This window comes from Geodermatophilus sp. SYSU D00691 (genome assembly GCF_054050275.1).
Genome location: NZ_JBJGYZ010000014.1, coordinates 71,042 through 92,527 on the forward strand (window position 1 = coordinate 71,042; position 21,486 = coordinate 92,527).

The window sequence follows — 21,486 nt, forward strand, 5'->3', positions numbered from 1 at the left end:
GCTGCTCGGGGACGCCGCCCGGCGCCTGGACGAGGCCGGCGTCGCCTCGCCGCGCGTCGACGCCGAGCTGCTGCTCGCCTTCGCGGTGGGCACCACGCGCACCGGGCTGCTCACCCTCGACGAGGTCCCGGACGACGTCGCGGCCCGGTTCGCCGCCCTGCTCGAGCAGCGGGCCGACCGGGTGCCGCTGCAGCACCTCACCGGGCGGGCGCCGTTCCGCCACCTCGAGCTGGCCGTGGGCCCCGGCGTCTTCGTGCCCCGGCCCGAGACCGAGGCGCTGGTGGGCTGGGCGCTGGAGCGGCTGGCCGGGTCGGCCGCGCCCGTGGTCGTCGACCTCGGCGCCGGGTCCGGCGCGATCGCCCTGTCGATCGCCCACGAGCACCCCGGCGCCCGGGTGGTCGCCGTCGAGCGCGACCCGGTCGCCATCGAGTGGACCCGGACCAACGCATCCGGCTCGACGGTCGAGGTGCTGGCCGGCGACATGACCGACCCCACCCTGCTCGCCGACCTCGACGGCACGGTCGACCTGGTGGTGTCCAACCCGCCGTACGTCCCCGACGGCGCCCGCGTGCCCCGCGAGGTCGCCGACCACGACCCGCCGCTGGCGCTGTGGGGCGGGCCCGACGGGCTCGACGTCGTCCGGGGCCTGCTGGTCACGGCGGCACGCCTGCTGAGGTCCGGCGGGTGGCTGGGCATCGAGCACGCCGACCAGCAGGGCGGCGCGCTCCCGGCGCTGGTGCGGGCGCACGGCGGCTGGACCGACGTCGAGGACCACCCCGACCTGACCGGCCGGCCGCGGTACACGACCGCGCGGCGCGGCTGATCCCCCCGGCCCAGGAGGTTGCATGGAAGCGGGAACCCGGCTGCTCGCCGGTCGCTACGAGCTGCACGCCCTGATCGCCGGTGGCGGGATGGGCCAGGTGTGGCGCGGCCGCGACACGCTCCTCGACCGCCCGGTCGCCGTCAAGCTGCTGCGTGACGACATGGCCGGCGACGCATCCTTCCTGGCCCGGTTCCGGGCCGAGGCGCAGCACGCCGCCGTCCTCACCCACCCGCACATCGCCGCCGTCTTCGACTACGGCGAGACGCGCTCCGCCACGGGCGGCGCGCCGCTGGCCTACCTCGTGATGGAGCTGGTCGAGGGGGAGTCGCTCGCCGCGCTGCTCGCCCGGCAGCCGCGGCCCGGCGTCCAGCGGACCCTCGACCTGGTCCGCCAGACCGCGGACGGCCTCGCCGCGGCGCACGCCGCCGGCCTCGTGCACCGCGACGTCAAGCCGGCCAACCTGCTCGTCCGGCGGGACGGCGTCGTGAAGATCACCGACTTCGGGATCGCCCGGTCCGCGGCCGGCGTCCCGGTGACCGCGACCGGCCAGGTGCTCGGCACCGCGCACTACCTCTCGCCGGAACAGGCCTCCGGTGCGCCGGTCAGCGCCGCCAGCGACGTCTACTCCCTCGCCGTGGTCGCGTGGGAGTGCCTGGCCGGGCGGCGCGCCTTCGACGGCGACAACCCGGTCCAGGTCGCGGTCAAGCACATCCGCGAGGAGCCGCCGCCCCTGCCGGCCGACGTGCCGCCGGCCGTCCGCGCGCTCGTCGAGCGGGCCATGGCCAAGGACCCCGCCGAGAGGTTCCCGGACGGCGCCGCGGTGCGCGACGCGGTGGACCGGCTGGTCGCCGGCGCGCCGACCAGCCCGGTGGGGCCGGCGCCCACGCTGGTGCTGCCGGTCGCCGCGGTGCCGCCGACCTCGCCCGGGACGCCGCCGGCCGCCGCACCCGCCCGCCGGCGGCGCGTCGTCCCGCTCCTGCTGGGTGCGCTCGCCGCGATCGCCGTCGCCGTCGTGGTCGTCGTCCTCGCCGGCCGCTCCGCGCCGACCGACGCCGAGGAGGCCCCCACGAGCACGACGTCGAGCCCGGCAGGGGTCGAGGTCGCCGCCGAGGAGTTCCTGGGTCGGCCGGTGTCGGAGGTCCAGGCGGAGCTGATCGCCCGCGGGCTGGCGGTGGAGCTCGTCCCCGTGGAGACCGCCGACGTCGCCGCCGGGCAGGTCACGGCGGTCGAGCCGACCGGCACGCTCGCCCCCGGCGACGCGGTGCGGGTGTCCTACGCCGTCCCGCCCGTACCGGCGCCGCCCGCCGGCGACGAGGGGAACGGCAACGGCAACGGGAACGGCAATGGCAATGGCAACGGGAACGGGAATGGCAACGGCAACGGCAACGGCAACGGCAACGGCAACGGGAACGGCGACGAGGGAGGGGACGACGGCGACGAGGGCGACGGCTGAGCCGGGCGCTCAGGAGCCGCACTCCTCGAACACGTAGCCCGGCGTGCCGGGCGTGGTCAGCGCGAGGTCGCGGCGCAGCACCCGCACCTGCTCCGGGGCGGCGTCGCAGGGCCCGTACTCGACGTCCAGCACGACGTCGTAGGCCGCGGCGTACACGTCGCACTCGTCGAACGCCGCGCAGTCCTCGGTGATGGCGAGGTCGAACCCGAGGTCGTCGTCCGCGAGCTCGGCGGCGTTCTTCTGCGCGACGGCCAGGCCGGCGGCGTGCGCCCGGTCGACCAGCAGCCGGGCCATCGCCACGGCGTCCGCCCGGTCGAGCAGGCCGCCCGACCGGGTCCAGCTGTCGAGGTTGTCCGGTTCGACCGCCTCGAACCCGTGGGCGGCGCAACCGTCGATCCACCCGCCGACCACCTGCAGCAGCGCCTCGCGGTCGTCCTCGGAGGAGATGTCGAGGAGGAACTCCCCGGGCCAGGCCGGGTCCTCGACCGGGTCGCCGTCGGCGTCGCGGAGCAGCAGCTCCCCGGGGATCGAGGTGTCGCCCGGTTGCGTCTGGAAGGCGTTGACGTAGCAGACCGAGTAGAGCGCCGGGTCGGCCGGATCCTCCCGGTCGCGGACGACGATGCCGACCCCGGCCGCGGTCGGGTAGGCGCCGCCGAGCTGGTAGTCGAAGCCCCCACCGCGCGGCGGCTGGAGCACGTCGGGCACCCCGCCGCAGCCGGGCAGCACCAGCAGCCCGGCGACCGCGAGCGCCGCCCACCGCACGGGACCGCAGCGTAGGTGCGGCAGGATCGTCGGTCGTGGCCGACGTCTTCGACTGCTCCGATCCCGACGCCCGGGCTGCCGGCCTCGACGCCGCGGCCGCCGCGATCGCCGACGGGAAGCTGGTCCTGCTGCCCACCGACACCGTCTACGGCGTGGCCGCCGACGCGTTCAGCCCCGGGGCCGTCACCGGCCTGCTCGCGGCGAAGAACCGCGGCCGGGCCATGCCGGTGCCGGTGCTGGTCGGCGAGGCGTCCACCCTGTCCGGGCTGGTGCTGCACCTGCCCCCCGTGGCGAACGAGCTGGCGCAGGCGTTCTGGCCCGGCGGGCTGACCCTCGTCGTGGAGCACGCGCCGTCGCTCGCCTGGGACCTCGGCGACGCGGAGGGCACGGTCGCCGTCCGCCTGCCCGACGACGACGTCGCCCGCGACCTGCTGCGGCGCACCGGCCCGCTCGCGGTGTCCAGCGCCAACCGCTCCGGCCGCCCGGCCGCGACGACCGCGCAGGAGGCGGTCGACCAGCTCGGCGAGCACGCCGCCGTCGTCCTGGACGGCGGACCGCGGGCCGGCTCGGCGGCGAGCACGATCGTCGACTGCACCGCGCCGACCCCGCGCGTGCTGCGGGTCGGCGCCATCCCGGTGGAGCGCCTGCGCGAGGTCGTGCCCGACATCACGGACTGAGCGGAGTGGATTCGCGCCGGTCACCGGCACGGATCCACTCCGTTCCAGGCCCGGGCGATACCGTGGTGCGACAGCCCCCCGCCCGACGCCTCTGGAGCGCGCCGCGATGAGCACCCCCTACTGGGGCCCGGACTTCGACGCCCTGGCCGACTTCGATCCCGACATCGCCGGCGTGGTCGTCGACGAGCTCGACCGCCTCCGCGGCGGCCTGCAGCTCATCGCCAGCGAGAACTTCACCAGCCCGGCGGTGCTCGCCGCCCTGGGCAGCACGTTGTCGAACAAGTACGCCGAGGGCTACCCCGGCCGCCGCTACTACGGCGGCTGCGAGGTCGTCGACCGGGCCGAGGAGATCGGCATCGCCCGCGCCAAGGAGCTCTTCGGCGCCGACCACGCCAACCTGCAGCCGCACTCCGGCGCCAACGCCAACCTGGCCGCCTACGGCGCCTTCCTCAAGCCCGGGGACACCCTGCTGGCGATGGCGCTGCCGCACGGCGGGCACCTCACGCACGGCGCCAAGGTGTCGTTCTCGGGCAAGTGGTTCAACGCCGTCCAGTACGGCGTGCACCCCGAGACCGAGCACATCGACTACGACCAGGTCCGCGACCTGGCCCGCGAGCACCGGCCGAAGATGATCATCTGCGGTGGCTCCGCGATCCCGCGGCTGATCGACTTCGCCGCCTTCCGCGAGATCTGCGACGAGGTCGGCGCGATCATGATGGTCGACGCCGCGCACTTCATCGGCCTGGTCGCCGGCAAGGCCATCCCGAGCCCGGTGCCCTACGCCGACGTCGTCACCTTCACCACGCACAAGGTGCTGCGCGGCCCGCGCGGCGGCGCGATCGTCTGCAAGGAGGAGCACGCCAAGGCGATCGACAAGGCCGCGTTCCCGATGATGCAGGGCGGCCCGCTCATGCACGCCGTCGCCGCCAAGGCGGTGAACCTCAAGGAGTGCCTGCAGCCTGAGTACCAGGCCTACGCCCGCCAGGTCATCGCCAACGCGCAGGCGCTGACCGAGGGCCTGGCCGCCGAGGGCCTGCGGCCGGTCGCCGGCGGCACCGACACCCACCTCGCCCTCCTCGACCTGCGCGAGACGGGCGTGACCGGCGCCGACGCCGAGGCCCGCTGCGACGCCGCCGGCATCGTGCTGAACAAGAACGCCATCCCGTTCGACCCGCAGCCGGCGTCGGTCGCCTCCGGCATCCGCGTCGGCAGCCCGGCGGTCACCACCCAGGGCATGACCGAGACGGACATGAAGGAGATCGCCTCGCTCATCGGGACGGCGATCCGCGACGCCGAGGGCAGCCGCACCACCGAGGTGGCCACCGCCGTCCGCGAGCTCGTCTCGGCCCACCCGGCCTACCCCGAGCCGCAGCACGCCGGCTGACCGCCGCCGCCCATGCGCGAGTACGCCGTCGTCCTGCTCACCGCCGGCCTGGTCACCTTCCTGGCCACGCCGGTGGTGCGGATGGTGGCGATCCGGCTGCGGATGATGGCCGCCCCGCGCGAGCGGGACGTGCACGTCATCCCCACCCCGCGCGGCGGCGGCGTGGCCATGTACTTCGGGGTCGCGGCGGCCGTGCTCGTGGCCACCCGCCTGCCGGCGCTGCAGCGCACCTTCGACGACTCGCAGACCGCCGCGGTCCTCGCCGCCGGCGGCCTGATCTGCCTGCTCGGCGTGCTCGACGACAAGTTCGGCCTGGACGCCCTCACGAAGCTCACCGGCCAGATCGCCGCGGCCGGGGTCATGGTGCTGCTCGGCGTGCAGCTGGCCTTCGTGTTCCTGCCCGTCGCCGACATCGGCACCCTGTCGCTCGGCCCCGACGTCGGGGTGCCGCTGACGATCCTGCTCACCGTCCTCACGGTGAACGCGCTGAACTTCATCGACGGCCTCGACGGGCTGGCCGCCGGGGTCTCGGCGATCGCGGCGCTGGCCTTCTTCGCCTACAGCTACAACCTCGGTCTCGTCGGCTACGACGACGTCGCGAGCGCCCCTGCGCTCATCACCGCGACGCTGGCCGGTGCCTGCCTGGGCTTCCTGCCGCACAACTTCAGCCCGGCCCGCATCTTCATGGGCGACTCCGGCTCGATGCTGGTCGGCCTGATGCTCTCGGCGGCGGCGGTGACGGCGACCGGGGGAGTGGACCCCCAGTCGTTCGACTCCGCGGCCAGCCTGCTGCCGCTGACCCTGCCGCTGCTCGTGCCGATCGCGATCCTGCTCATCCCGTTCGTCGACCTGGTCATGGCCGTGGTCCGCCGGAGCCTGCGGGGCAAGTCGCCGTTCTCGCCGGACAAGATGCACCTGCACCACCGGTTGCTCTCGATCGGCCACTCGCACCGCCGCGCGGTGCTGGTCATGTACTTCTGGGCCGCGCTGCTGTCGTTCGGCGCGGTGACGCTGTCGATCACCGGCGGCCGCGCCGAGCTGCTGGTGGCGATCGGCGTCCTGCTGGTCGTCGGCGTCGTCGTCGTGCTCAGCCCCCGGGCCCGCCGGGCCGCCCGCGAGGCGCGCGCCGCCGAGCTGCTGGCGCAGAAGGAGCGCAGCCGCGCCGACCACCCGACCGCCCGGGCGGCGCGGGCCGCCGCCGTGCAGCCTCCGCTGCCGGCCGCCCCTCCCGAGCAGGAACCGCGGACGCCCGGCGTGCGGCAGGTGGTCCCGTGACCACCCCCGCCGCCCGGTCCGACGCCCCCTGGGACCTGTCGTTCCTCCGGGTGGGCGCCCTCGTCGCCGCCGCCGTCACCGCGGTGGCCGCGCCCGTCGTGGGGCTGCTCGCCGGGTGGGACGACGCCGTCGGCGTGCTGGCCGGGGCCGTCGTCGTCACGGCGTTCTTCTGCGCGTCCGGCCTGGTCGTCGCGTGGGCGGGGCGGATCAACGACTCCTTCACGCTGCCCGCCGCGCTCGGCATGTTCTTCGTCAAGGCGGTCGTGCTCTTCGGCGTGCTCAACGCGCTGCCGGAGGAGGGCTGGCTCGACCGGCTCGCCCTCGCCTGGAGCGTGATCGTGGGGGCGCTGCTGTGGAGCGGCGTGCAGCTGCGCTGGGTCTGGACGCGGCAGATCTACTACGTGCCACCGCCCGCGCCGCCCCGGACGGGTGACTGACGGCCCCCGCTCCCGGGCTGGGACAGAGCGCCTGATCCCCGGCTGATACTGTCGGCCGCGATGGCCGAGGACCTTCCCCCTCGTGGGGAGCCCCGGCCTCGACCTGCGGTCACGCCCGGGCAGGGCAGTGGTGCCGAGACCGGCTACGCCGTCATCGGGACGCTGATCTCCGGGATGGCCGTGTGGGGCGGGGTCGGCTGGTTGCTCGACCGGTGGCTGGACACGAAGGTGTTCGTCCCGGTCGGGATCCTCCTCGGCATCTCGGTCGCCATCTACCTGGTGGTGGCCAGGTACGGAGGCCTGCCCCCGGCCGACGGGAGCGGGCAGGGCACGACCCCGGGCGGACGACGGAGCCGGCCCAGGACGCAGAAGGGACAACGGTGACCTCGAGCGCCCTCGCGCTAGGGAACGTGCTCGCCGCCGCCGAGGGCGGTGGCGGTGACGGCTTCCAGGCCCCCGGTATCGAGGAGTTCTACCCGGAGCCCCTGTTCTCGTTCACGCTGCTCGGCATCCCGTTCGAGGTCACGCGGATCACCGTCTGGCTGTGGATCGCCACGATCGCGATGCTGCTCTTCCTCGTCGCGACGGTGCGCAAGCCGTCGATCGTCCCGAGCAAGCTGCAGTTCGTCGGGGAGAGCGGCTACTCGCTGGTCCGCGACGGGATCGCCCGCGACGTCGTCGGGCCGAAGGGCCTGCCGTTCGCGCCGTTCCTGGCCTCGCTGTTCTTCTTCATCCTCGCGAACAACATGCTGTCGATCATCCCGTTCGCGCAGATCTCGCCGATGTCGAAGTTCGCGTTCCCCCTGGTGCTGGCCGCGATCTGCTGGGTCCTCTACATCTACATCGGGATCCGGGAGCAGGGCGCCGGCCGCTACTTCAAGGACATCCTGTTCCTGCCCGGCGTGCCCAAGCCGATGTACATCCTGGTCACGCCGATCGAGATCCTGCAGAACTTCATCGTGCGGCCGTTCACCCTCGCGGTCCGGCTCTTCGCGAACATGTTCGCCGGCCACATGCTGCTGGTCGTCTTCTCCCTCGGCGCGGTCTACCTCTTCAGCCGCGACAACTTCTCGTTCATCTTCGGCCCGGTCTCGGCGCTGATGGCGATCGTCATGACCTTCTTCGAGCTGCTGGTCATCTTCCTGCAGGCCTACGTCTTCACGGTCCTGATGGGCACGTACCTGAACGGGTCGATCGAAGCCGAGCACTGAGCCAGCGCACCCCCGAACCGCACCACCGCACGACCCCCGCCAGCCGCCCGGACTCCGCCGGGCGACGACACAGGAGGAACACCCCGCAATGGACGTTCTCGCGGAACTGACCGGCAGCATCGGCTCGGTCGGCTACGGCCTCGCCGCCATCGGCCCGGGCATCGGCGTGGGCATCGTCTGGGCCGCCTACATCCAGGCGACCGCCCGTCAGCCCGAGTCGGCCGGCCTCACGCGTACCTACGCCTTCCTCGGCTTCGCCCTCTCCGAGGCGCTCGCCCTGATCGGCTTCGTCGTCCCCTTCGTCTTCGGCATCTGACCCGTACCTCCCGGTACGGGCGTCCACTCCAGACAGGGACACTGAGAGCATGAGCATCCTCGCTGCGGAGGAACACAACCCGCTGCTCCCGCCGGTCGGCGAGATCATCATCGGGCTGATCGCGTTCGGCATCGTGCTGCTGGTGCTGTTCAAGTTCGTCGCGCCGCGCTTCGAGCAGGTCTTCCGGGCCCGCCGCGAGGCGATCGAGGGCGGGATCGAGCGGGCCGAGAGCATGCAGGTCGAGGCCAAGGCGGCGCTGGAGCAGTACCGCGCCCAGCTCGCCGAGGCGCGCACCGAGGCGGCGCAGATCCGCGACGCGGCCCGCGCCGAGGGCCAGCAGATCATCGAGGAGCTGCGGGCCCAGGCGCAGGAGGAGTCGGCGCGCATCGTCGCCCGCGGCGAGGAGCAGCTGGCGGCCAACCGCCAGGCCGTGGTGAACGAGCTGCGCGGTCAGCTCGGCGCCCTGGCCGTCGAGCTCGCCGGCCGGGTGGTCGGCGAGTCGCTCGCCGAAGAGGCGCGCCGGCGGGGCACCGTCGACCGCTTCCTCGACCAGCTCGACGGCATGGCGGCGGCGTCCGACGGCCGGGGCGGCAGCACCGTCGCCGCCCGGGACGGCGGCCGCTGATGGAGGCCTCCAGCCGGGAGGCGCTCGCCGCCGTCCGCGAGCTGCTCACCGAGCGGACCCGGGGCGCCTCGGGCCTGCTCGAGAAGGCGCGCGAGAAGGTCTCGGGCAGCCCGCGCGCGGCCACCGACGCCGAGCTGCTCCAGCTCGGCGACGAGCTGTTCGCCGTCGCCCGGGTCCTCGACCAGCAGCCGACGCTGCGCCGTGCGCTGTCCGACCCGAGCGCCCGGCCGGACGACCGGGCCGGTCTGGCCCGTCGGCTCTTCGACGGCAAGGTCTCCGGCCGCACCGTCGACCTGCTCGAGGGCGTCGCCCGGCAGCGCTGGTCGCGTCCGCTCGACCTGGCCGAGGCGCTCGAGGCCCTCGGCACCGACGCCTCGCTGTCGGCGGCCGAGACGCGTGGCGAGCTCGACAGCGTGGAGGACGACCTGTTCCGGTTCGCCCGGATCGTCGGCGGCGACGCCGAGCTGTCCCGCCTGCTCAACGACCACGCCGCGTCGGCGAAGGGCCGTGCCGAGCTGCTCGACCGGCTGCTGGCGAACCGGGTCAGCCCGGTCACCGCGCAGCTGCTGCGCAACGTCCTGACCGCCGCGCACGTCGGCCAGGCGGAGACCGCGATCGAGCGGCTGTCGGAAGCGGCCAGCGCCCGGCGGGGGCAGTCGATCGCGTACGTCACGTCGGCGGTCGCGCTGACGGCGGCGCAGGAGCAGCGGCTCAGCCAGATCCTCGGCCGCCTCTACGGGCGGGCGATCGGGCTGCAGGTCACCGTCGACCCCGAGGTCCTCGGCGGCCTGGTCATCCGCGTCGGTGACGAGGTCATCGACGGCAGCATCGTCCACCGCCTCGAGACCGCGGGCCGGCGACTGGTCGGCTGACCGCCGCCCCCGACACCACAAGCCTCCAGAACGACGAAGAGCAGGGAAGAGGACGCCGCCATGGCCGAGCTCACCATCTCCGCGGACGAGATCCGCAGCGCCATCCAGAGCTACGTCACCGACTACGCCCCCGACGTCTCCCGCGAGGAGGTCGGGATCGTCACCGAGGCCGGTGACGGCATCGCCCGCGTCGAGGGCCTGCCCTCGGTCATGACCAACGAGCTGCTCGAGTTCGAGAGCGGCGTCCGCGGCCTGGCGCTGAACCTCGACACCCGCGAGATCGGCGTCGTCGTGCTCGGCGACTTCGCCGGGATCGAGGAGGGCCAGCAGGTCCGCCGCACCGGCGAGGTGCTCTCGGTGCCCGTCGGCGACGGGTACCTGGGCCGGGTCGTCGACCCGCTCGGCAACCCGATCGACGGCGCCGGCCCGGTGGAGACCTCCGGCCGCCGCGCCCTGGAGCTACAGGCCCCCACGGTGGTGCAGCGGCAGTCGGTCAAGGAGCCGCTGCAGACCGGCATCAAGGCCATCGACGCCATGACGCCGATCGGCCGCGGCCAGCGCCAGCTCGTCATCGGCGACCGGCAGACCGGCAAGACCGCGATCGTCGTCGACACGATCATCAACCAGAAGGAGGCCTGGGCCACCGGCGACCCGGCGCAGCAGGTGCGCTGCATCTACGTCGCCGTCGGGCAGAAGGGCTCCACGATCGCCGGCATCCGCGCCGCGCTCGAGGACGCCGGCGCGATGGAGTACACGACGATCGTCGCCGCCCCCGCCTCGGAGGCCGCCGGCTTCAAGTACATCGCCCCCTACACCGGCTCGGCCATCGGCCAGCACTGGATGTACGAGGGCAAGCACGTCCTGATCGTCTTCGACGACCTGACCAAGCAGGCCGAGGCCTACCGCGCGGTGTCGCTGCTGCTGCGCCGCCCGCCGGGCCGCGAGGCCTACCCGGGTGACGTCTTCTACCTCCACTCCCGGCTGCTGGAGCGCTGCGCGAAGCTCTCCGACGACCTGGGCGCGGGCTCGATGACCGGCCTGCCGCTGATCGAGACCAAGGGCAACGACGTGTCGGCGTACATCCCGACCAACGTCATCTCGATCACCGACGGGCAGATCTTCCTCGAGACCGGTCTGTTCAACTCCGGTGTCCGCCCGGCCATCAACGTCGGCATCTCGGTGTCGCGGGTCGGCGGGTCGGCGCAGATCAAGGCGATGCGCTCGGTGGCCGGACGCCTGCGGCTGGACCTCGCGCAGTACCGCGAGCTCGAGGCGTTCGCCTCGTTCTCCTCCGACCTCGACGCCTCCAGCCGGGCCACCCTGGACCGCGGCCAGCGCCTGGTCGAGCTGCTCAAGCAGGGCCAGTACTCGCCGTACCCGGTCGAGCGCGAGGTCGTCTCGATCTGGCTGGGCACCACCGGCAAGCTCGACAAGGTGCCGGTCAGCGAGGTGCGCCGGTTCGAGAGCGAGTTCCTCGACTTCCTCGCCCGCAACCACGGCGGCGTCTACGACGAGATCCGCACCTCCAAGCAGCTCGGCGACGACGCGGTCTCGACCCTGGAGCAGGCCGTCGACTCCTTCTACGGCCAGTACCAGACCTCCGAGGGCGGCACGCTGCGGATCAACGAGCCCGAGGCCGAGGCGATGGACGCGTCGGAGCGCGGCCAGGAGCGCGTCCAGGTCAAGCGGAGCGCGTGACGTGGCCGGTTCCCTCCGCGCGCTGCGGCGCCGCATCCGCTCCACCCAGTCGACGAAGAAGATCTTCTCGGCGCAGGAGCTGATCGCCGGTGCCCGCATCGTCCGTGCCCAGGCGCGGGTGGAGGCGTCCAAGCCCTACGCCCGGGAGATCACCCGGGTGCTGTCGGCGCTGGCGTCGTCCGCCTCGCTGGACCACCCGCTGCTCACCGAGCGGCAGAACCCGCGCCGCGCGGGCGTCCTGGTGATCACCTCCGACCGCGGGTTCGCCGGCTCGTACAACGTCAACGTCCTGCGCCGCACCGAGGAGCTGCTGTCCCTCCTGCGGCAGGAGGGCAAGGAGCCGGTGCTCTACGTCGTCGGCCGGAAGGGGGAGACCTACTACTCCTTCCGCAACCGGCCGTTCGAGCAGTCGTTCACCGGCTTCTCCGAGCAGCCCGGCTACGTCAACGCCCAGGAGGTCGGGCGCGTCCTCATCGACGCGTTCACCGCCGGTGAGGACGACGAGGACGGCGGCCCGGGGGCCGACGACGTGCTCGGGGTCGACGAGCTGCACATCGTCTACACCGAGTTCCGGTCGCTGCTCAGCCAGGTCCCGGTCGCCAAGCGGATGGCACCGCTGGAGGTCGAGGAGGTCGAGGAGTTCGACTACGAGCGCGAGGACCGCGAGGCGGGGCGCACCGGTGACTCCGGTGTGCCGACGTCCTACGAGTTCGAGCCCTCGGCCGAGTCGCTGCTCGACGCGCTGCTGCCGAAGTACGTCACCACCCGGATCTACGCGGCGATGCTCGAGGCGGCCGCCTCGGAGTCGGCGTCGCGGCGCCGGGCGATGAAGTCGGCCTCGGACAACGCCGAGGAGCTGGCGAAGAACCTCTCGCGGCAGGCCAACCAGGCCCGCCAGGCCGAGATCACCCAGGAGATCAGCGAGATCGTCGGCGGTGCCGACGCCCTCGTGTCGGCCGGCGCCGACGACTGACCCCATCCGAACCGCACCACACAGCCGCAGGGCAGGAGAGCAGTACAGATGACCGTCACCGAGGACCGCTCGACCACCTCGCAGACCCAGGGCGCCACCGGCCGGGTCGTGCGGGTCACCGGGCCGGTCGTCGACGTCGAGTTCCCGCGCGACGCGATGCCCGACCTGTTCAACGCCCTGAAGGTCGACGTCACCCTGGCCGACCTGGGCAAGACGCTGACCCTCGAGGTCGCCCAGCACTTGGGTGACAACGTGGTCCGCACCATCTCCATGCAGCCCACCGACGGCCTGGTCCGCGGCGCCCCGGTCGGGGACACCGGCTCCGCCATCTCGGTGCCGGTCGGCGACGTGACCAAGGGCCACGTGTTCAACGCCCTCGGCGAGTGCCTGGACCAGCCGGGCTACGGCGAGGACGCCCCGCACTGGGAGATCCACCGGCACGCGCCGCGCTTCGACCAGCTCGAGGGCCGCACCGAGATGCTGGAGACCGGCATCAAGGTCATCGACCTGCTCACGCCGTACGTGGCCGGCGGGAAGATCGGCCTGTTCGGCGGCGCCGGCGTGGGCAAGACGGTGCTCATCCAGGAGATGATCCGCCGGGTCGCCCAGGAGTTCGGTGGTGTGTCGGTGTTCGCCGGCGTCGGCGAGCGCACCCGCGAGGGCAACGACCTCATCACGGAGATGACCGAGTCCGGCGTCATCGAGTCGACCGCGCTGGTCTTCGGCCAGATGGACGAGCCGCCGGGCACCCGGCTGCGGGTGGCGCTGTCGGCGCTGACGATGGCGGAGTACTTCCGTGACGAGCAGAACCAGGACGTGCTGCTCTTCATCGACAACATCTTCCGGTTCACCCAGGCCGGCTCCGAGGTGTCGACGCTGCTCGGCCGCATGCCGTCGGCCGTGGGCTACCAGCCCACCCTGGCCGACGAGATGGGCGAGCTGCAGGAGCGGATCACCTCGACCCGCGGCCACTCCATCACCTCGATGCAGGCGATCTACGTGCCCGCCGACGACATCACGGACCCGGCGCCGCACACCACGTTCGCCCACCTCGACGCGACGACCGTGCTCTCCCGGCCCATCTCCGAGAAGGGCATCTACCCGGCCGTGGACCCGCTGGACTCCACCAGCCGGATCCTCGACCCGCAGTACATCGGGCAGGAGCACTACAACGTCGCCCGCGAGGTGCAGCGCATCCTGCAGCGCTACGTCGAGCTGCAGGACATCATCGCGATCCTCGGCATCGACGAGCTCGGTGAGGAGGACAAGGTCACCGTCCAGCGGGCGCGGCGCATCGAGCGCTTCCTCTCGCAGAACATGTTCGTGGCCGAGGCCTTCACCGGTCAGCCGGGCTCCTTCGTCCCGCTGTCGGAGACCCTCGAGGCGTTCAAAGCGCTCACCGAGGGCAACTACGACCACGTGCCGGAGCAGGCCTTCTTCATGTGCGGTGGCCTCGAGGACCTCGAGCGCAACGCGGAGAAGCTCAAGCGCGGCTGAGCCGTTCAGCTCGTATCGGCGGCCGGGTCCCCTCGCGGGGGCCCGGCCGTCGGCGTTCCGGGGGCGTCGTCACCCGGCCGGGTGACTCATCATGAGAAAACTCCTTCCACCCGGCCCGGGCTACCGAGCATCCTCTGTGGTGGCGCCCAGCCCGTGGGCACCGTGGGAGACGACAGTGGAACCGCAGGACACGAGGACCATCGACGCCGGCGCCGGCTGGAGCTGGCCCGCCTACGCGCCGTGGGAATCCCTCGACGACGCCCGCTACGCGCTCGACGAGTGGGCCCCCGCGTCCACGGTGCGCCACCCCTGGGTGCGGGTCGGCCGCTGGACCCTCCTGTACCGCCGCGCCGCCTGATAGGAGGACCCCCTGCCCCCACCGCTCGCAGGCTCGCGGCGGGACCCTGCAGGCAGGCCATGGGCTGCGCGCGGCCGGTCGACGACGCGCCGCTACAGTGAGCAGGACTCGTCGTCGCGCCCTCCGGGGCCGGCGACCCGTACCGCCATCGTCGGTGGACCCCGAGGAGTGTCGTGGCGACCCTGCAGGTCGAGTTGGTGGCCGTCGAGCGCAGGCTCTGGTCGGGCGAGGCCCGCATGGTGATCGCCCGCACCACCGAGGGGGAGCTGGGCGTCCTGCCCGGGCACGCCCCGCTGCTCGGGCAGCTGGCCGAGGGCGGCGTGGTGACCATCCGCACCGAGTCCGGTGAGGACGTCGTCGTCGCCGCGCACGGCGGCTTCCTGTCGGTGACCGACAAGGGCGTCTCCATCCTCGCCGAGACCGCCGAGCTCTCCGGCGACATCGACGTCGAGCGCGCCCGCGAGGCGCTGCGCCGGGCGCAGGACGAGGACGACCCCGAGTCGGTCGCCGCCGCCCGCCGAGCGATCGGCCGGCTGCGGGCCGCCGGTCAGGACGTCTGACCCGGTCCGCTCCCGCTCCCCCCGGATGCCGCAGGACGTGCCGTGACCACCGTTGTGCTCGTCCTGGCGGGAGTGCTGGTGGTCGCGGTCGTCGTCGCCTTCCTCCTGCGCCGCCGCTTCCTGCTCACCGGGCTGGGTGCGGTCACCATGTGGCTGCGCCCGGCCCACTCCGCGCGCTGGTCGGTCGGCGTCGCCTGGTTCGGCGACGACAGCCTGCTCTGGTACCGCGCGCTGTCGCTGGCGGTGCGCCCGCAGCGACGGCTGCCGCGCGCCACGCTGGCCGTCGAGGGACGCCGGCGGGTGACCGCGGACGACGTCGCGCTCCCCACCGACGTCGTCGTCCTCACCTGCCGGACCGACGTCGGACCGCAGGAGCTCGCCATGGAGCCCTCGACGCTGACCGGCTTCCTGTCGTGGGTGGAGTCCGCGCCGGGAGTGCGCTGACCTACTCGGTCGCCTTGGCCGCGCGCTGGGCGTGGACCCCGCTGTGCGCGCCGGGCTCCCACAGCACGTCGCCGCCGGGGTTGGCCACCCGGGCCAGGATGAACAGCAGGTCCGACAGCCGGTTGAGGTAGCGCGCCGTCTCGGGGTTGGTGCGCTCGGCGTCGACGGCCAGCAGCGCCCAGACGCTGCGCTCGGCCCGCCGCACCACCACCCGCGCCTGGTGCAGCAGCGCGGCCGCCGGGGTGCCGCCGGGCAGGATGAAGCTGTTCAGCTTGGGCAGCGCGGCGTTGTGGGTGTCGCAGGCCGCCTCGAGCCGCTCGGTGTAGGCGGCCGTGATCCGCAGCGGCGGGAACTCCGGGTCGGGCGTGATCGGCGTGGAGAGGTCGGCCCCGACGTCGAACAGGTCGTTCTGGATGCTGCTGAGCAGCTCGGCGACCCCGGCCGGCGGGGAGCCCAGGGCGAGCGCCACGCCGAGCACGCTGTTGGCCTCGTCGACGTCGGCGTAGGCGACCAGCCGCGGGTCGGTCTTGGCCACCCGGCTCATGTCGCCGAGGTGCGTCTGGCCGGCGTCGCCGGTCTTCGTGTAGATGCGGGTGAGCCGGACCGTCACGGCCGCGAGCGTAGCCCGGCGCGTGCCCACCGTAGGGTGGACCGGTGGAGTGCTTCCAGGTGACCGGGGGGACGGCCCTGCGCGGGCGGGTCCGGGTCACGGGCGCGAAGAACAGCGCCCTCAAGCTCATGGCCGCCGCGCTGCTGGCGCCCGGCACGACCGTCCTCGACGAGGTGCCCGACATCCTCGACGTCGCGATCATGAGCGAGGTGCTGCGCCGGCTCGGCTGCGGCGTCTCCTACGAGCGCACGCCGGGCAGCGGCGGGGGCGGCCGGGTGACCATCGACGTCCTCGAGGCCCCGTCGACGGAGACCGACTACGACCTGGTCCGGCGGATGCGCGCGTCGATCAGCGTCCTGGGCCCGCTGGTCGCCCGGTGCGGCAGCGCCCGGGTGGCGCTGCCCGGCGGCGACGCGATCGGCTCCCGCGGCCTGGACATGCACATCTCCGGGCTGGAGAGGCTGGGCGCCACCATCACCAGCGAGCACGGCTTCCTGGTGGCCAGCGCGCCGTCGCTCACCGGGACGTCGATCTGGCTGGACTTCCCCTCGGTCGGGGCCACCGAGAACCTGGTCATGGCCGCCGTCCTGGCCGAGGGGACGACGGTCATCGACAACGCCGCCCGCGAGCCCGAGATCGTCGACCTGTGCTCGATGCTGGCGCTCATGGGCGCCAAGCTCGACGGCGCCGGCACCTCGACCATCACCGTCGAGGGCGTGGGGTCGCTGTCGCCGGTGACCTACTCGACGGTGCCCGACCGCATCGTCGCCGGCACGTGGGCGATCGGCGCCGTCATGACCCGCGGGGACGTCGTCATCGAGCGCGCCGTGGCCGACCACCTGACCGTCGCGCTGGACAAGCTGCGCGCCGCCGGGGCGCACGTCGAGGTGCTGCCCGACGGCGTCCGGGTCGCCATGGACGAGCGGCCGCGCGGCGTCGACGTCGTCACGCTGCCCTACCCGGGCTTCCCGACCGACCTGCAGCCGATGGCGGTGGCGCTGGCCGCGGTCTCCACCGGCACGGCGCTGATCACCGAGAACGTGTTCGAGGGCCGGTTCATGTTCGTCAACGAGCTGGTCCGGCTCGGCGCCTCGGTGCGCACCGACGGCCACCACGCCGTCGTCCGGGGCCGGGAGCGGCTCTCCAGCGCGCCGGTCGTGGCCACCGACATCCGGGCCGGGGCCGGGCTGGTGCTGGCCGGGCTGGTCTCCGACGGCGTCACCGAGGTGCAGGAGGTGCACCACGTCGACCGCGGCTACCCGGACTTCGTCCAGCAGCTGCGCGGCCTCGGCGTCGAGATCGAGCGCATCCAGCGGGACTTCTGAGGCTAGTCCGTCGACGGGAACGAGGCGGCCAGCGCGCGGGCCCGGTCGGCGTCCTCGGGGAAGACGAGCACCACGGCGCGGTGGGCCTCGGGGAAGCGGATCGTCGAGCGGATGCCGGCGTCGGAGAGCACCGCCCGCAGGGCCAGCGCCGACTCCCGCCGCGACAGCGTGGCCACCTTGGTGAGCAGGCCGTCGTCGGTCGCGGTGGGGCGGGACCGGGCGGAACCGGAACCGGTCGACGCCCAGCGGAGGAACAGGCCGAGCAGCACCACGACCGCGAGCGCGATGACCGGCCCCACCAGGAAGTGCAGGCTGCCCGCCTCGATCGGCACCCGGGACCTCCTCGGCTCGGCCGTCCTCCCGCCGAGTGTGCCACCGGTCACGCTCTCCCGTCCGGGGCTGCTACTGGCCGGTAACCGCCCCTAGACTCCCGCCATGCCGTTCCCTTCAACGCCGAAGGAGCGCGACCGGCCCTGGGTGATGCGCACCTACGCCGGCCACTCCTCGCCCGCGGAGTCCAACGCGCTGTACCGGCGCAACCTGGCCAAGGGCCAGACCGGGCTGTCCGTCGCCTTCGACCTGCCCACGCAGACCGGCTACGACCCCGACGACGAGCTGGCCGCCGGCGAGGTGGGCAAGGTCGGCGTCCCGGTCACCTCGCTGGCCGACATGCGGGGGCTCTTCGACGGCATCCCGCTCGACGAGATGAACACGTCGATGACCATCAACGCGACGGCGATGTGGCTGCTCGCGCTCTACCAGGTGGTGGCCGAGGAGCACGGGCACGACGTCTCGAAGCTGGCCGGGACGACGCAGAACGACATCATCAAGGAGTACCTGTCGCGCGGGACGTACGTGTTCCCGCCCGGGCCCTCGATGCGGCTGATCACCGACATGGTCGCCTACACGGTGACGGCCATGCCGAAGTGGAACCCGATCAACATCTGCAGCTACCACCTGCAGGAGGCCGGCGCGACGCCGGTGCAGGAGATCGCCTACGCCCTGTCGACGGCGATCGCCGTCCTCGACTCGGTGCGCGACTCCGGGCAGGTGCCGCAGGAGCGCTTCGGCGAGGTGGTCGCGCGCATCTCCTTCTTCGTCAACGCGGGCGTCCGCTTCGTCGAGGAGATGTGCAAGATGCGCGCCTTCACCCAGCTCTGGGACGAGCTGACGGCGGAGCGCTACGGCGTCGAGGACCCCAAGCACCGCCGGTTCCGCTACGGCGTCCAGGTCAACTCGCTGGGGCTGACCGAGGCCCAGCCGGAGAACAACGTCCAGCGGATCGTGCTGGAGATGCTCGCGGTCACGCTGTCCAGGGACGCCCGCGCCCGCGCCGTGCAGCTGCCGGCGTGGAATGAGGCGCTGGGCCTGCCGCGCCCGTGGGACCAGCAGTGGTCGCTGCGGCTGCAGCAGGTGCTCGCCTACGAGACCGACCTGCTCGAGTACGACGACCTGTTCACCGGCTCGGTCGTGGTGGAGCGGAAGGTCGCCGCGCTGGTCGAGGGCGCCCGCGAGGAGATCGCCCGGGTGCAGGAGATGGGCGGCGCGGTCGCCGCGGTCGAGAGCGGCTACATGAAGGGGCAGCTGGTCGCCTCGCTGGCCGAACGTCGGCGGCGCATGGAGAGCGGCGAGGACGTCGTCGTCGGCGTGAACAGGTTCGAGTCAACCGAGCCCAACCCGCTGCTGGCCGACCTCGACACCGCGATCCAGACGGTCGACCCGGCGGTCGAGGCCGCGGCCTGCGAGTCGGTGGCGAAGTGGCGCTCCGAGCGCGACCCCGCGCCGGTGGAGCGGGCCTTGGCGCGGCTGCGCGAGGTCGCCGGGACGTCGGAGAACCTCATGGAGGCGACCCTCGAGTGCGCCCGCGCCGGCGTGACGACGGGGGAGTGGGCCGGCGTGCTGCGCGAGGTGTTCGGCGAGTACCGGGCACCCACCGGGGTCGCGGCGGCCACCGGCGGCGGCGAGGCCGACGAGTCGCTGGCGTCGGTGCGCGAGCGGGTGCGGGCCACCGGCGAGGAGCTGGGTGGCCGGCTGCGCTTCCTGGTGGGCAAGCCGGGGCTCGACGGGCACTCCAACGGTGCCGAGCAGATCGCCGTCCGCGCCCGCGATGCCGGCTTCGAGGTGGTCTACCAGGGCATCCGGCTGACCCCGGCGCAGATCGTCTCGGCGGCGGTCGACGAGGACGTCGACGTCGTCGGCCTCTCGGTGCTCTCCGGCTCGCACCTGCAGGTGGTCCCCGCCGTGCTGCAGGGCCTGCGGGAGGCCGGCCTGGACGACGTCCCGGTGGTGGTCGGCGGGATCATCCCCGACGCCGACGCCCGCCGGCTGCGCGAGCAGGGGGTGGCGCGGGTGTTCACGCCGAAGGACTTCGGGCTGACCGACATCATGGGCCAGGTCGTCGACGTGATCCGCGAGGCCCAGAAGCTCTGACCGGAGGCCGGGAGCGCAGGTCCGCTGCGCTCTCAGCCTCCGCTCGGCGGGCCGAAGCGGGCGTCGTCCACGCCGGGTGAGAAGAGCACGCTCAGCGGTGGGACGGTGATCGGCGGGAGACCGGCCGCCGCCAGCGGGTCACCGTCCAGCACGGTCAGCTCCGCGGCGCACAGCGGCCAGGGCCGGTGCGCCAGGGGCAGGTGCACCGTGCGCCCGGCGACCCGGGTGTGCAGCCCCCACCGGGCGGTGAGGAACAGCTCCCGCGGACCGGGGACCACCGGTCCGCCGATCCGCAGCTCGATCCGCCGCGGGCCGGCCACGGCCTCGTAGCGGTCGCCGTCCCGGCGCACCCTGGTGCGCGACCAGACGTAGGGCAGCCGGAGACCCGCCCGCGCGGCGAGCACGGGCACCAGGCGCCCGGCGTCCATCCGCAGGAAGACGACGGCCCGCCGGCCCCGCCCGTCCACCGAGTACAGCCGCACGTTCATCTCGTCGAACGACCCCAGCCAGGGCACGCGCGGTCCGCGGCCGGGGGCGGTGCGCGAGATCCGCAGCGCGACCACGCCGGCGTAGGTGGTCCCGTCCAGGACGTCGGGCCAGGTGCCCGGCGGCAGGTGCGCCGCCGCGAGCGCCGGGTCCAGCGGCCAGTGCAGGAAGGCGACGTCGCTCAGCGCCTGCCGCAGCAGCACCGGCCGGCCGTCGTCCATCAGCGCAGCGCCACGACGACGCCCTCGGTGGCGCTGCGGCGGGCGGCGTCCAGCACGGTGGCGGTGACGACGGCGTCGCGCGCGGGCACCGGCACGTCGCCGTCCCCGCGGACCGCGGCGGCGAACGCCGGGTAGAAGGTGTCCCAGGCGCCGTCCGACGTCGGGACGACCTCGCCGTCGTCGCCGCGGCGCAGCCGGCCCCAGCGCTCCTCGGGCTCGGCGCCCCAGCCGGCGCCCTCCGTGGCGGGCGTGCGGCCGGCGAGCAGGGCCGCCTCCTGGCCGTCCATCGGCCCGCCGACGGTGTAGGCGCCCTCGGTGCCGTTCACCCGGAACCGGTCGCCGGGCGCCCCCTGGGTCCAGCTGCCGTTCAGGTGCGAGCGGGCGCCGTCGCGGTGGGCGAGCGCGACGAAGAAGTCGTCGTCCAGACCGTGCGCGTTGACGTGCCACTCGGCGTACACCGACGCGACCGGGCCGAGCAGCACCAGGGCCTGGTCGACGAGGTGGGCGCCGAAGTCGCGCAGCGTGCCGCCGCCGGCCGCCGGCGGGCCGGGCTCGGGGTCGAAGCGCTCGAAGCGCGACTCGAAGCGGGTGACCGTGCCGAGCCGGCCGCTGTCGACCAGGGCGCGCACGGTCAGGAAGTCGGAGTCCCAGCGCCGGTTCTGGTACGGCGCCAGCGGCAGCCCGAGGCGCTCGGCGCGCTCGACCGAGCCGCGCGCGGCCTCGGCGTCGAGGGCGAACGGCTTGTCGCAGACCACCGCCAGCCCGAGGTCGAGGGCGCGGTCGGTGAGCGCGGTGTGCGTGTCGGCCGGGGTGGAGATCGCCACCGCCTCGGCGCCGGCCTCGGCCAGCGCCTCGAGGGAGTCGAACGTCGTCGTCCCGGGGTGCTCCCGGCGCGCGAGCTCGCGGCGCTCCGGGGACGTGGTGACGACGCCGAGGAAGTCGCACTCGGGCGCGCTGGCCAGCAGCGGGGCGTGGAAGTACCGGCCGCCGAAGCCGTACCCCACGAGGCCGAACCGGACGGGCTCCATGGGGCGATCTTGCCGGGTCCG

Annotated in this window: 24 protein-coding genes; 19 read left to right on the forward strand and 5 right to left on the reverse strand. The window is 73.6% G+C overall.

The window, feature by feature from the left end; translation table 11 throughout:
• The first annotated feature begins 1 nt into the window (after position 1).
• Both prmC and ACI797_RS12500 read left to right on the forward strand, forming a co-directional pair.
• Positions 2-823, forward strand: a complete 822-nt coding sequence (gene prmC / locus ACI797_RS12495; protein ID WP_456858990.1) for a peptide chain release factor N(5)-glutamine methyltransferase — start codon at positions 2-4, stop codon at positions 821-823.
• Between the two features lie 22 nt (positions 824-845).
• On the forward strand, positions 846-2,276 hold the full coding sequence (locus ACI797_RS12500) for a serine/threonine-protein kinase (protein WP_456858948.1): 1,431 nt from the start codon (positions 846-848) through the stop codon (positions 2,274-2,276).
• Between the two features lie 9 nt (positions 2,277-2,285).
• Here the strand turns inward: ACI797_RS12500 and ACI797_RS12505 are convergent, their stop codons facing one another.
• Positions 2,286-3,038, reverse strand: a complete 753-nt coding sequence (locus ACI797_RS12505) for an endo alpha-1,4 polygalactosaminidase (RefSeq protein ID WP_456858949.1) — start codon at positions 3,036-3,038, stop codon at positions 2,286-2,288.
• Positions 3,039-3,073: 35 nt separating this feature from the next.
• Here ACI797_RS12505 and ACI797_RS12510 point away from each other — a divergent pair, with 35 nt between their 5' ends.
• The 15 genes from ACI797_RS12510 (at position 3,074) to ACI797_RS12580 (ending at position 15,365) form a co-directional block, all read left to right on the forward strand.
• The gene (locus tag ACI797_RS12510) at positions 3,074-3,715 is read left to right on the forward strand and encodes an L-threonylcarbamoyladenylate synthase (protein ID WP_456858950.1); all 642 of its coding nucleotides are present in this window, start codon (positions 3,074-3,076) and stop codon (positions 3,713-3,715) included.
• A gap of 106 nt (positions 3,716-3,821) precedes the next feature.
• Positions 3,822-5,099 carry a serine hydroxymethyltransferase gene (locus ACI797_RS12515; RefSeq protein ID WP_456858951.1) on the forward strand — a complete coding sequence of 426 codons (1,278 nt, stop codon included), beginning with the start codon at positions 3,822-3,824 and terminating at the stop codon, positions 5,097-5,099.
• A 12-nt stretch (positions 5,100-5,111) separates the two neighbouring features.
• Positions 5,112-6,374, forward strand: coding sequence for a glycosyltransferase family 4 protein (locus ACI797_RS12520; RefSeq protein WP_456539887.1), 1,263 nt, complete (start codon positions 5,112-5,114; stop codon positions 6,372-6,374).
• Positions 6,371-6,811 carry a hypothetical protein gene (locus ACI797_RS12525; protein WP_456539888.1) on the forward strand — a complete coding sequence of 147 codons (441 nt, stop codon included), beginning with the start codon at positions 6,371-6,373 and terminating at the stop codon, positions 6,809-6,811. Before ACI797_RS12520 ends, ACI797_RS12525 begins: the two co-directional genes overlap by 4 nt.
• A gap of 60 nt (positions 6,812-6,871) precedes the next feature.
• Complete coding sequence (locus tag ACI797_RS12530) at positions 6,872-7,195, forward strand: AtpZ/AtpI family protein (RefSeq protein ID WP_456858952.1); 324 nt, start codon at positions 6,872-6,874, stop codon at positions 7,193-7,195.
• Positions 7,192-8,022 carry a F0F1 ATP synthase subunit A gene (gene atpB / locus ACI797_RS12535; RefSeq protein ID WP_456539890.1) on the forward strand — a complete coding sequence of 277 codons (831 nt, stop codon included), beginning with the start codon at positions 7,192-7,194 and terminating at the stop codon, positions 8,020-8,022. The genes ACI797_RS12530 and atpB overlap by 4 nt, the downstream gene beginning before the upstream one ends.
• An 88-nt stretch (positions 8,023-8,110) precedes the next feature.
• The gene (gene atpE / locus ACI797_RS12540; RefSeq protein WP_135139887.1) at positions 8,111-8,338 is read left to right on the forward strand and encodes an ATP synthase F0 subunit C; all 228 of its coding nucleotides are present in this window, start codon (positions 8,111-8,113) and stop codon (positions 8,336-8,338) included.
• Between the two features lie 49 nt (positions 8,339-8,387).
• Entirely contained in the window at positions 8,388-8,963 is a 576-nt protein-coding gene (locus ACI797_RS12545) for a F0F1 ATP synthase subunit B (protein WP_456858954.1), read from the forward strand.
• Positions 8,963-9,835 carry a F0F1 ATP synthase subunit delta gene (locus tag ACI797_RS12550; RefSeq protein WP_456858955.1) on the forward strand — a complete coding sequence of 291 codons (873 nt, stop codon included), beginning with the start codon at positions 8,963-8,965 and terminating at the stop codon, positions 9,833-9,835. The genes ACI797_RS12545 and ACI797_RS12550 overlap by 1 nt, the downstream gene beginning before the upstream one ends.
• A 60-nt stretch (positions 9,836-9,895) precedes the next feature.
• Positions 9,896-11,533, forward strand: coding sequence for a F0F1 ATP synthase subunit alpha (atpA, locus tag ACI797_RS12555; RefSeq protein ID WP_456858956.1), 1,638 nt, complete (start codon positions 9,896-9,898; stop codon positions 11,531-11,533).
• A 1-nt stretch (position 11,534) separates the two neighbouring features.
• Entirely contained in the window at positions 11,535-12,506 is a 972-nt protein-coding gene (locus ACI797_RS12560; protein ID WP_456858958.1) for a F0F1 ATP synthase subunit gamma, read from the forward strand.
• Positions 12,507-12,554: 48 nt separating this feature from the next.
• Positions 12,555-14,003 (forward strand): F0F1 ATP synthase subunit beta, encoded by a 1,449-nt coding sequence (gene atpD, locus ACI797_RS12565; protein ID WP_456858959.1) that lies wholly within the window; start codon positions 12,555-12,557, stop codon positions 14,001-14,003.
• Between the two features lie 175 nt (positions 14,004-14,178).
• On the forward strand, positions 14,179-14,361 hold the full coding sequence (locus tag ACI797_RS12570) for a hypothetical protein (protein WP_456858960.1): 183 nt from the start codon (positions 14,179-14,181) through the stop codon (positions 14,359-14,361).
• A gap of 173 nt (positions 14,362-14,534) precedes the next feature.
• Positions 14,535-14,921 (forward strand): F0F1 ATP synthase subunit epsilon, encoded by a 387-nt coding sequence (locus ACI797_RS12575; RefSeq protein WP_456539897.1) that lies wholly within the window; start codon positions 14,535-14,537, stop codon positions 14,919-14,921.
• A gap of 42 nt (positions 14,922-14,963) precedes the next feature.
• On the forward strand, positions 14,964-15,365 hold the full coding sequence (locus ACI797_RS12580) for a DUF2550 domain-containing protein (protein ID WP_456858961.1): 402 nt from the start codon (positions 14,964-14,966) through the stop codon (positions 15,363-15,365).
• 1 nt (position 15,366) lies between these two features.
• On the opposite strand, the gene ACI797_RS12585 is transcribed toward ACI797_RS12580, so the two are convergent.
• Positions 15,367-15,975, reverse strand: coding sequence for a cob(I)yrinic acid a,c-diamide adenosyltransferase (locus ACI797_RS12585; RefSeq protein ID WP_456858962.1), 609 nt, complete (start codon positions 15,973-15,975; stop codon positions 15,367-15,369).
• Between the two features lie 44 nt (positions 15,976-16,019).
• Here ACI797_RS12585 and murA point away from each other — a divergent pair, with 44 nt between their 5' ends.
• Entirely contained in the window at positions 16,020-17,300 is a 1,281-nt protein-coding gene (murA, locus tag ACI797_RS12590; RefSeq protein WP_456858963.1) for a UDP-N-acetylglucosamine 1-carboxyvinyltransferase, read from the forward strand.
• 2 nt (positions 17,301-17,302) lie between these two features.
• On the opposite strand, the gene ACI797_RS12595 is transcribed toward murA, so the two are convergent.
• Positions 17,303-17,632: a hypothetical protein gene (locus ACI797_RS12595; protein ID WP_456858964.1), complete on the reverse strand. Its 330-nt coding sequence runs from the start codon at positions 17,630-17,632 to the stop codon at positions 17,303-17,305.
• 103 nt (positions 17,633-17,735) lie between these two features.
• Between ACI797_RS12595 and ACI797_RS12600 the strand changes: the two genes are divergently transcribed.
• On the forward strand, positions 17,736-19,730 hold the full coding sequence (locus ACI797_RS12600; protein ID WP_456858966.1) for a protein meaA: 1,995 nt from the start codon (positions 17,736-17,738) through the stop codon (positions 19,728-19,730).
• Between the two features lie 32 nt (positions 19,731-19,762).
• Here ACI797_RS12600 and ACI797_RS12605 read toward each other — a convergent pair whose 3' ends face one another.
• The gene (locus tag ACI797_RS12605) at positions 19,763-20,437 is read right to left on the reverse strand and encodes a YqjF family protein (protein WP_456858967.1); all 675 of its coding nucleotides are present in this window, start codon (positions 20,435-20,437) and stop codon (positions 19,763-19,765) included.
• Positions 20,437-21,465, reverse strand: coding sequence for a Gfo/Idh/MocA family protein (locus ACI797_RS12610; protein ID WP_456858968.1), 1,029 nt, complete (start codon positions 21,463-21,465; stop codon positions 20,437-20,439). Before ACI797_RS12610 ends, ACI797_RS12605 begins: the two co-directional genes overlap by 1 nt.
• Positions 21,466-21,486: the final 21 nt, after the last annotated feature.

Excerpts from the sequence above, each read along its gene's own strand:
- ACI797_RS12530 (WP_456858952.1), top strand. The coding sequence starts at position 6,872 with ATGGCCGAGGACCTTCCCCCTCGTGGGGAGCCCCGGCCTCGACCTGCG.
- ACI797_RS12500 (WP_456858948.1), top strand. The coding sequence starts at position 846 with ATGGAAGCGGGAACCCGGCTGCTCGCCGGTCGCTACGAGCTGCACGCC.
- ACI797_RS12545 (WP_456858954.1), top strand. The coding sequence starts at position 8,388 with ATGAGCATCCTCGCTGCGGAGGAACACAACCCGCTGCTCCCGCCGGTC.
- ACI797_RS12515 (WP_456858951.1), top strand. The coding sequence starts at position 3,822 with ATGAGCACCCCCTACTGGGGCCCGGACTTCGACGCCCTGGCCGACTTC.
- ACI797_RS12550 (WP_456858955.1), top strand. The coding sequence starts at position 8,963 with ATGGAGGCCTCCAGCCGGGAGGCGCTCGCCGCCGTCCGCGAGCTGCTC.
- atpE (WP_135139887.1), top strand. The coding sequence starts at position 8,111 with ATGGACGTTCTCGCGGAACTGACCGGCAGCATCGGCTCGGTCGGCTAC.
- atpD (WP_456858959.1), top strand. The coding sequence starts at position 12,555 with ATGACCGTCACCGAGGACCGCTCGACCACCTCGCAGACCCAGGGCGCC.
- ACI797_RS12605 (WP_456858967.1), bottom strand. The coding sequence starts at position 20,437 with ATGGACGACGGCCGGCCGGTGCTGCTGCGGCAGGCGCTGAGCGACGTC.
- ACI797_RS12520 (WP_456539887.1), top strand. The coding sequence starts at position 5,112 with ATGCGCGAGTACGCCGTCGTCCTGCTCACCGCCGGCCTGGTCACCTTC.
- ACI797_RS12600 (WP_456858966.1), top strand. The coding sequence starts at position 17,736 with ATGCCGTTCCCTTCAACGCCGAAGGAGCGCGACCGGCCCTGGGTGATG.
- atpA (WP_456858956.1), top strand. The coding sequence starts at position 9,896 with ATGGCCGAGCTCACCATCTCCGCGGACGAGATCCGCAGCGCCATCCAG.
- ACI797_RS12610 (WP_456858968.1), bottom strand. The coding sequence starts at position 21,465 with ATGGAGCCCGTCCGGTTCGGCCTCGTGGGGTACGGCTTCGGCGGCCGG.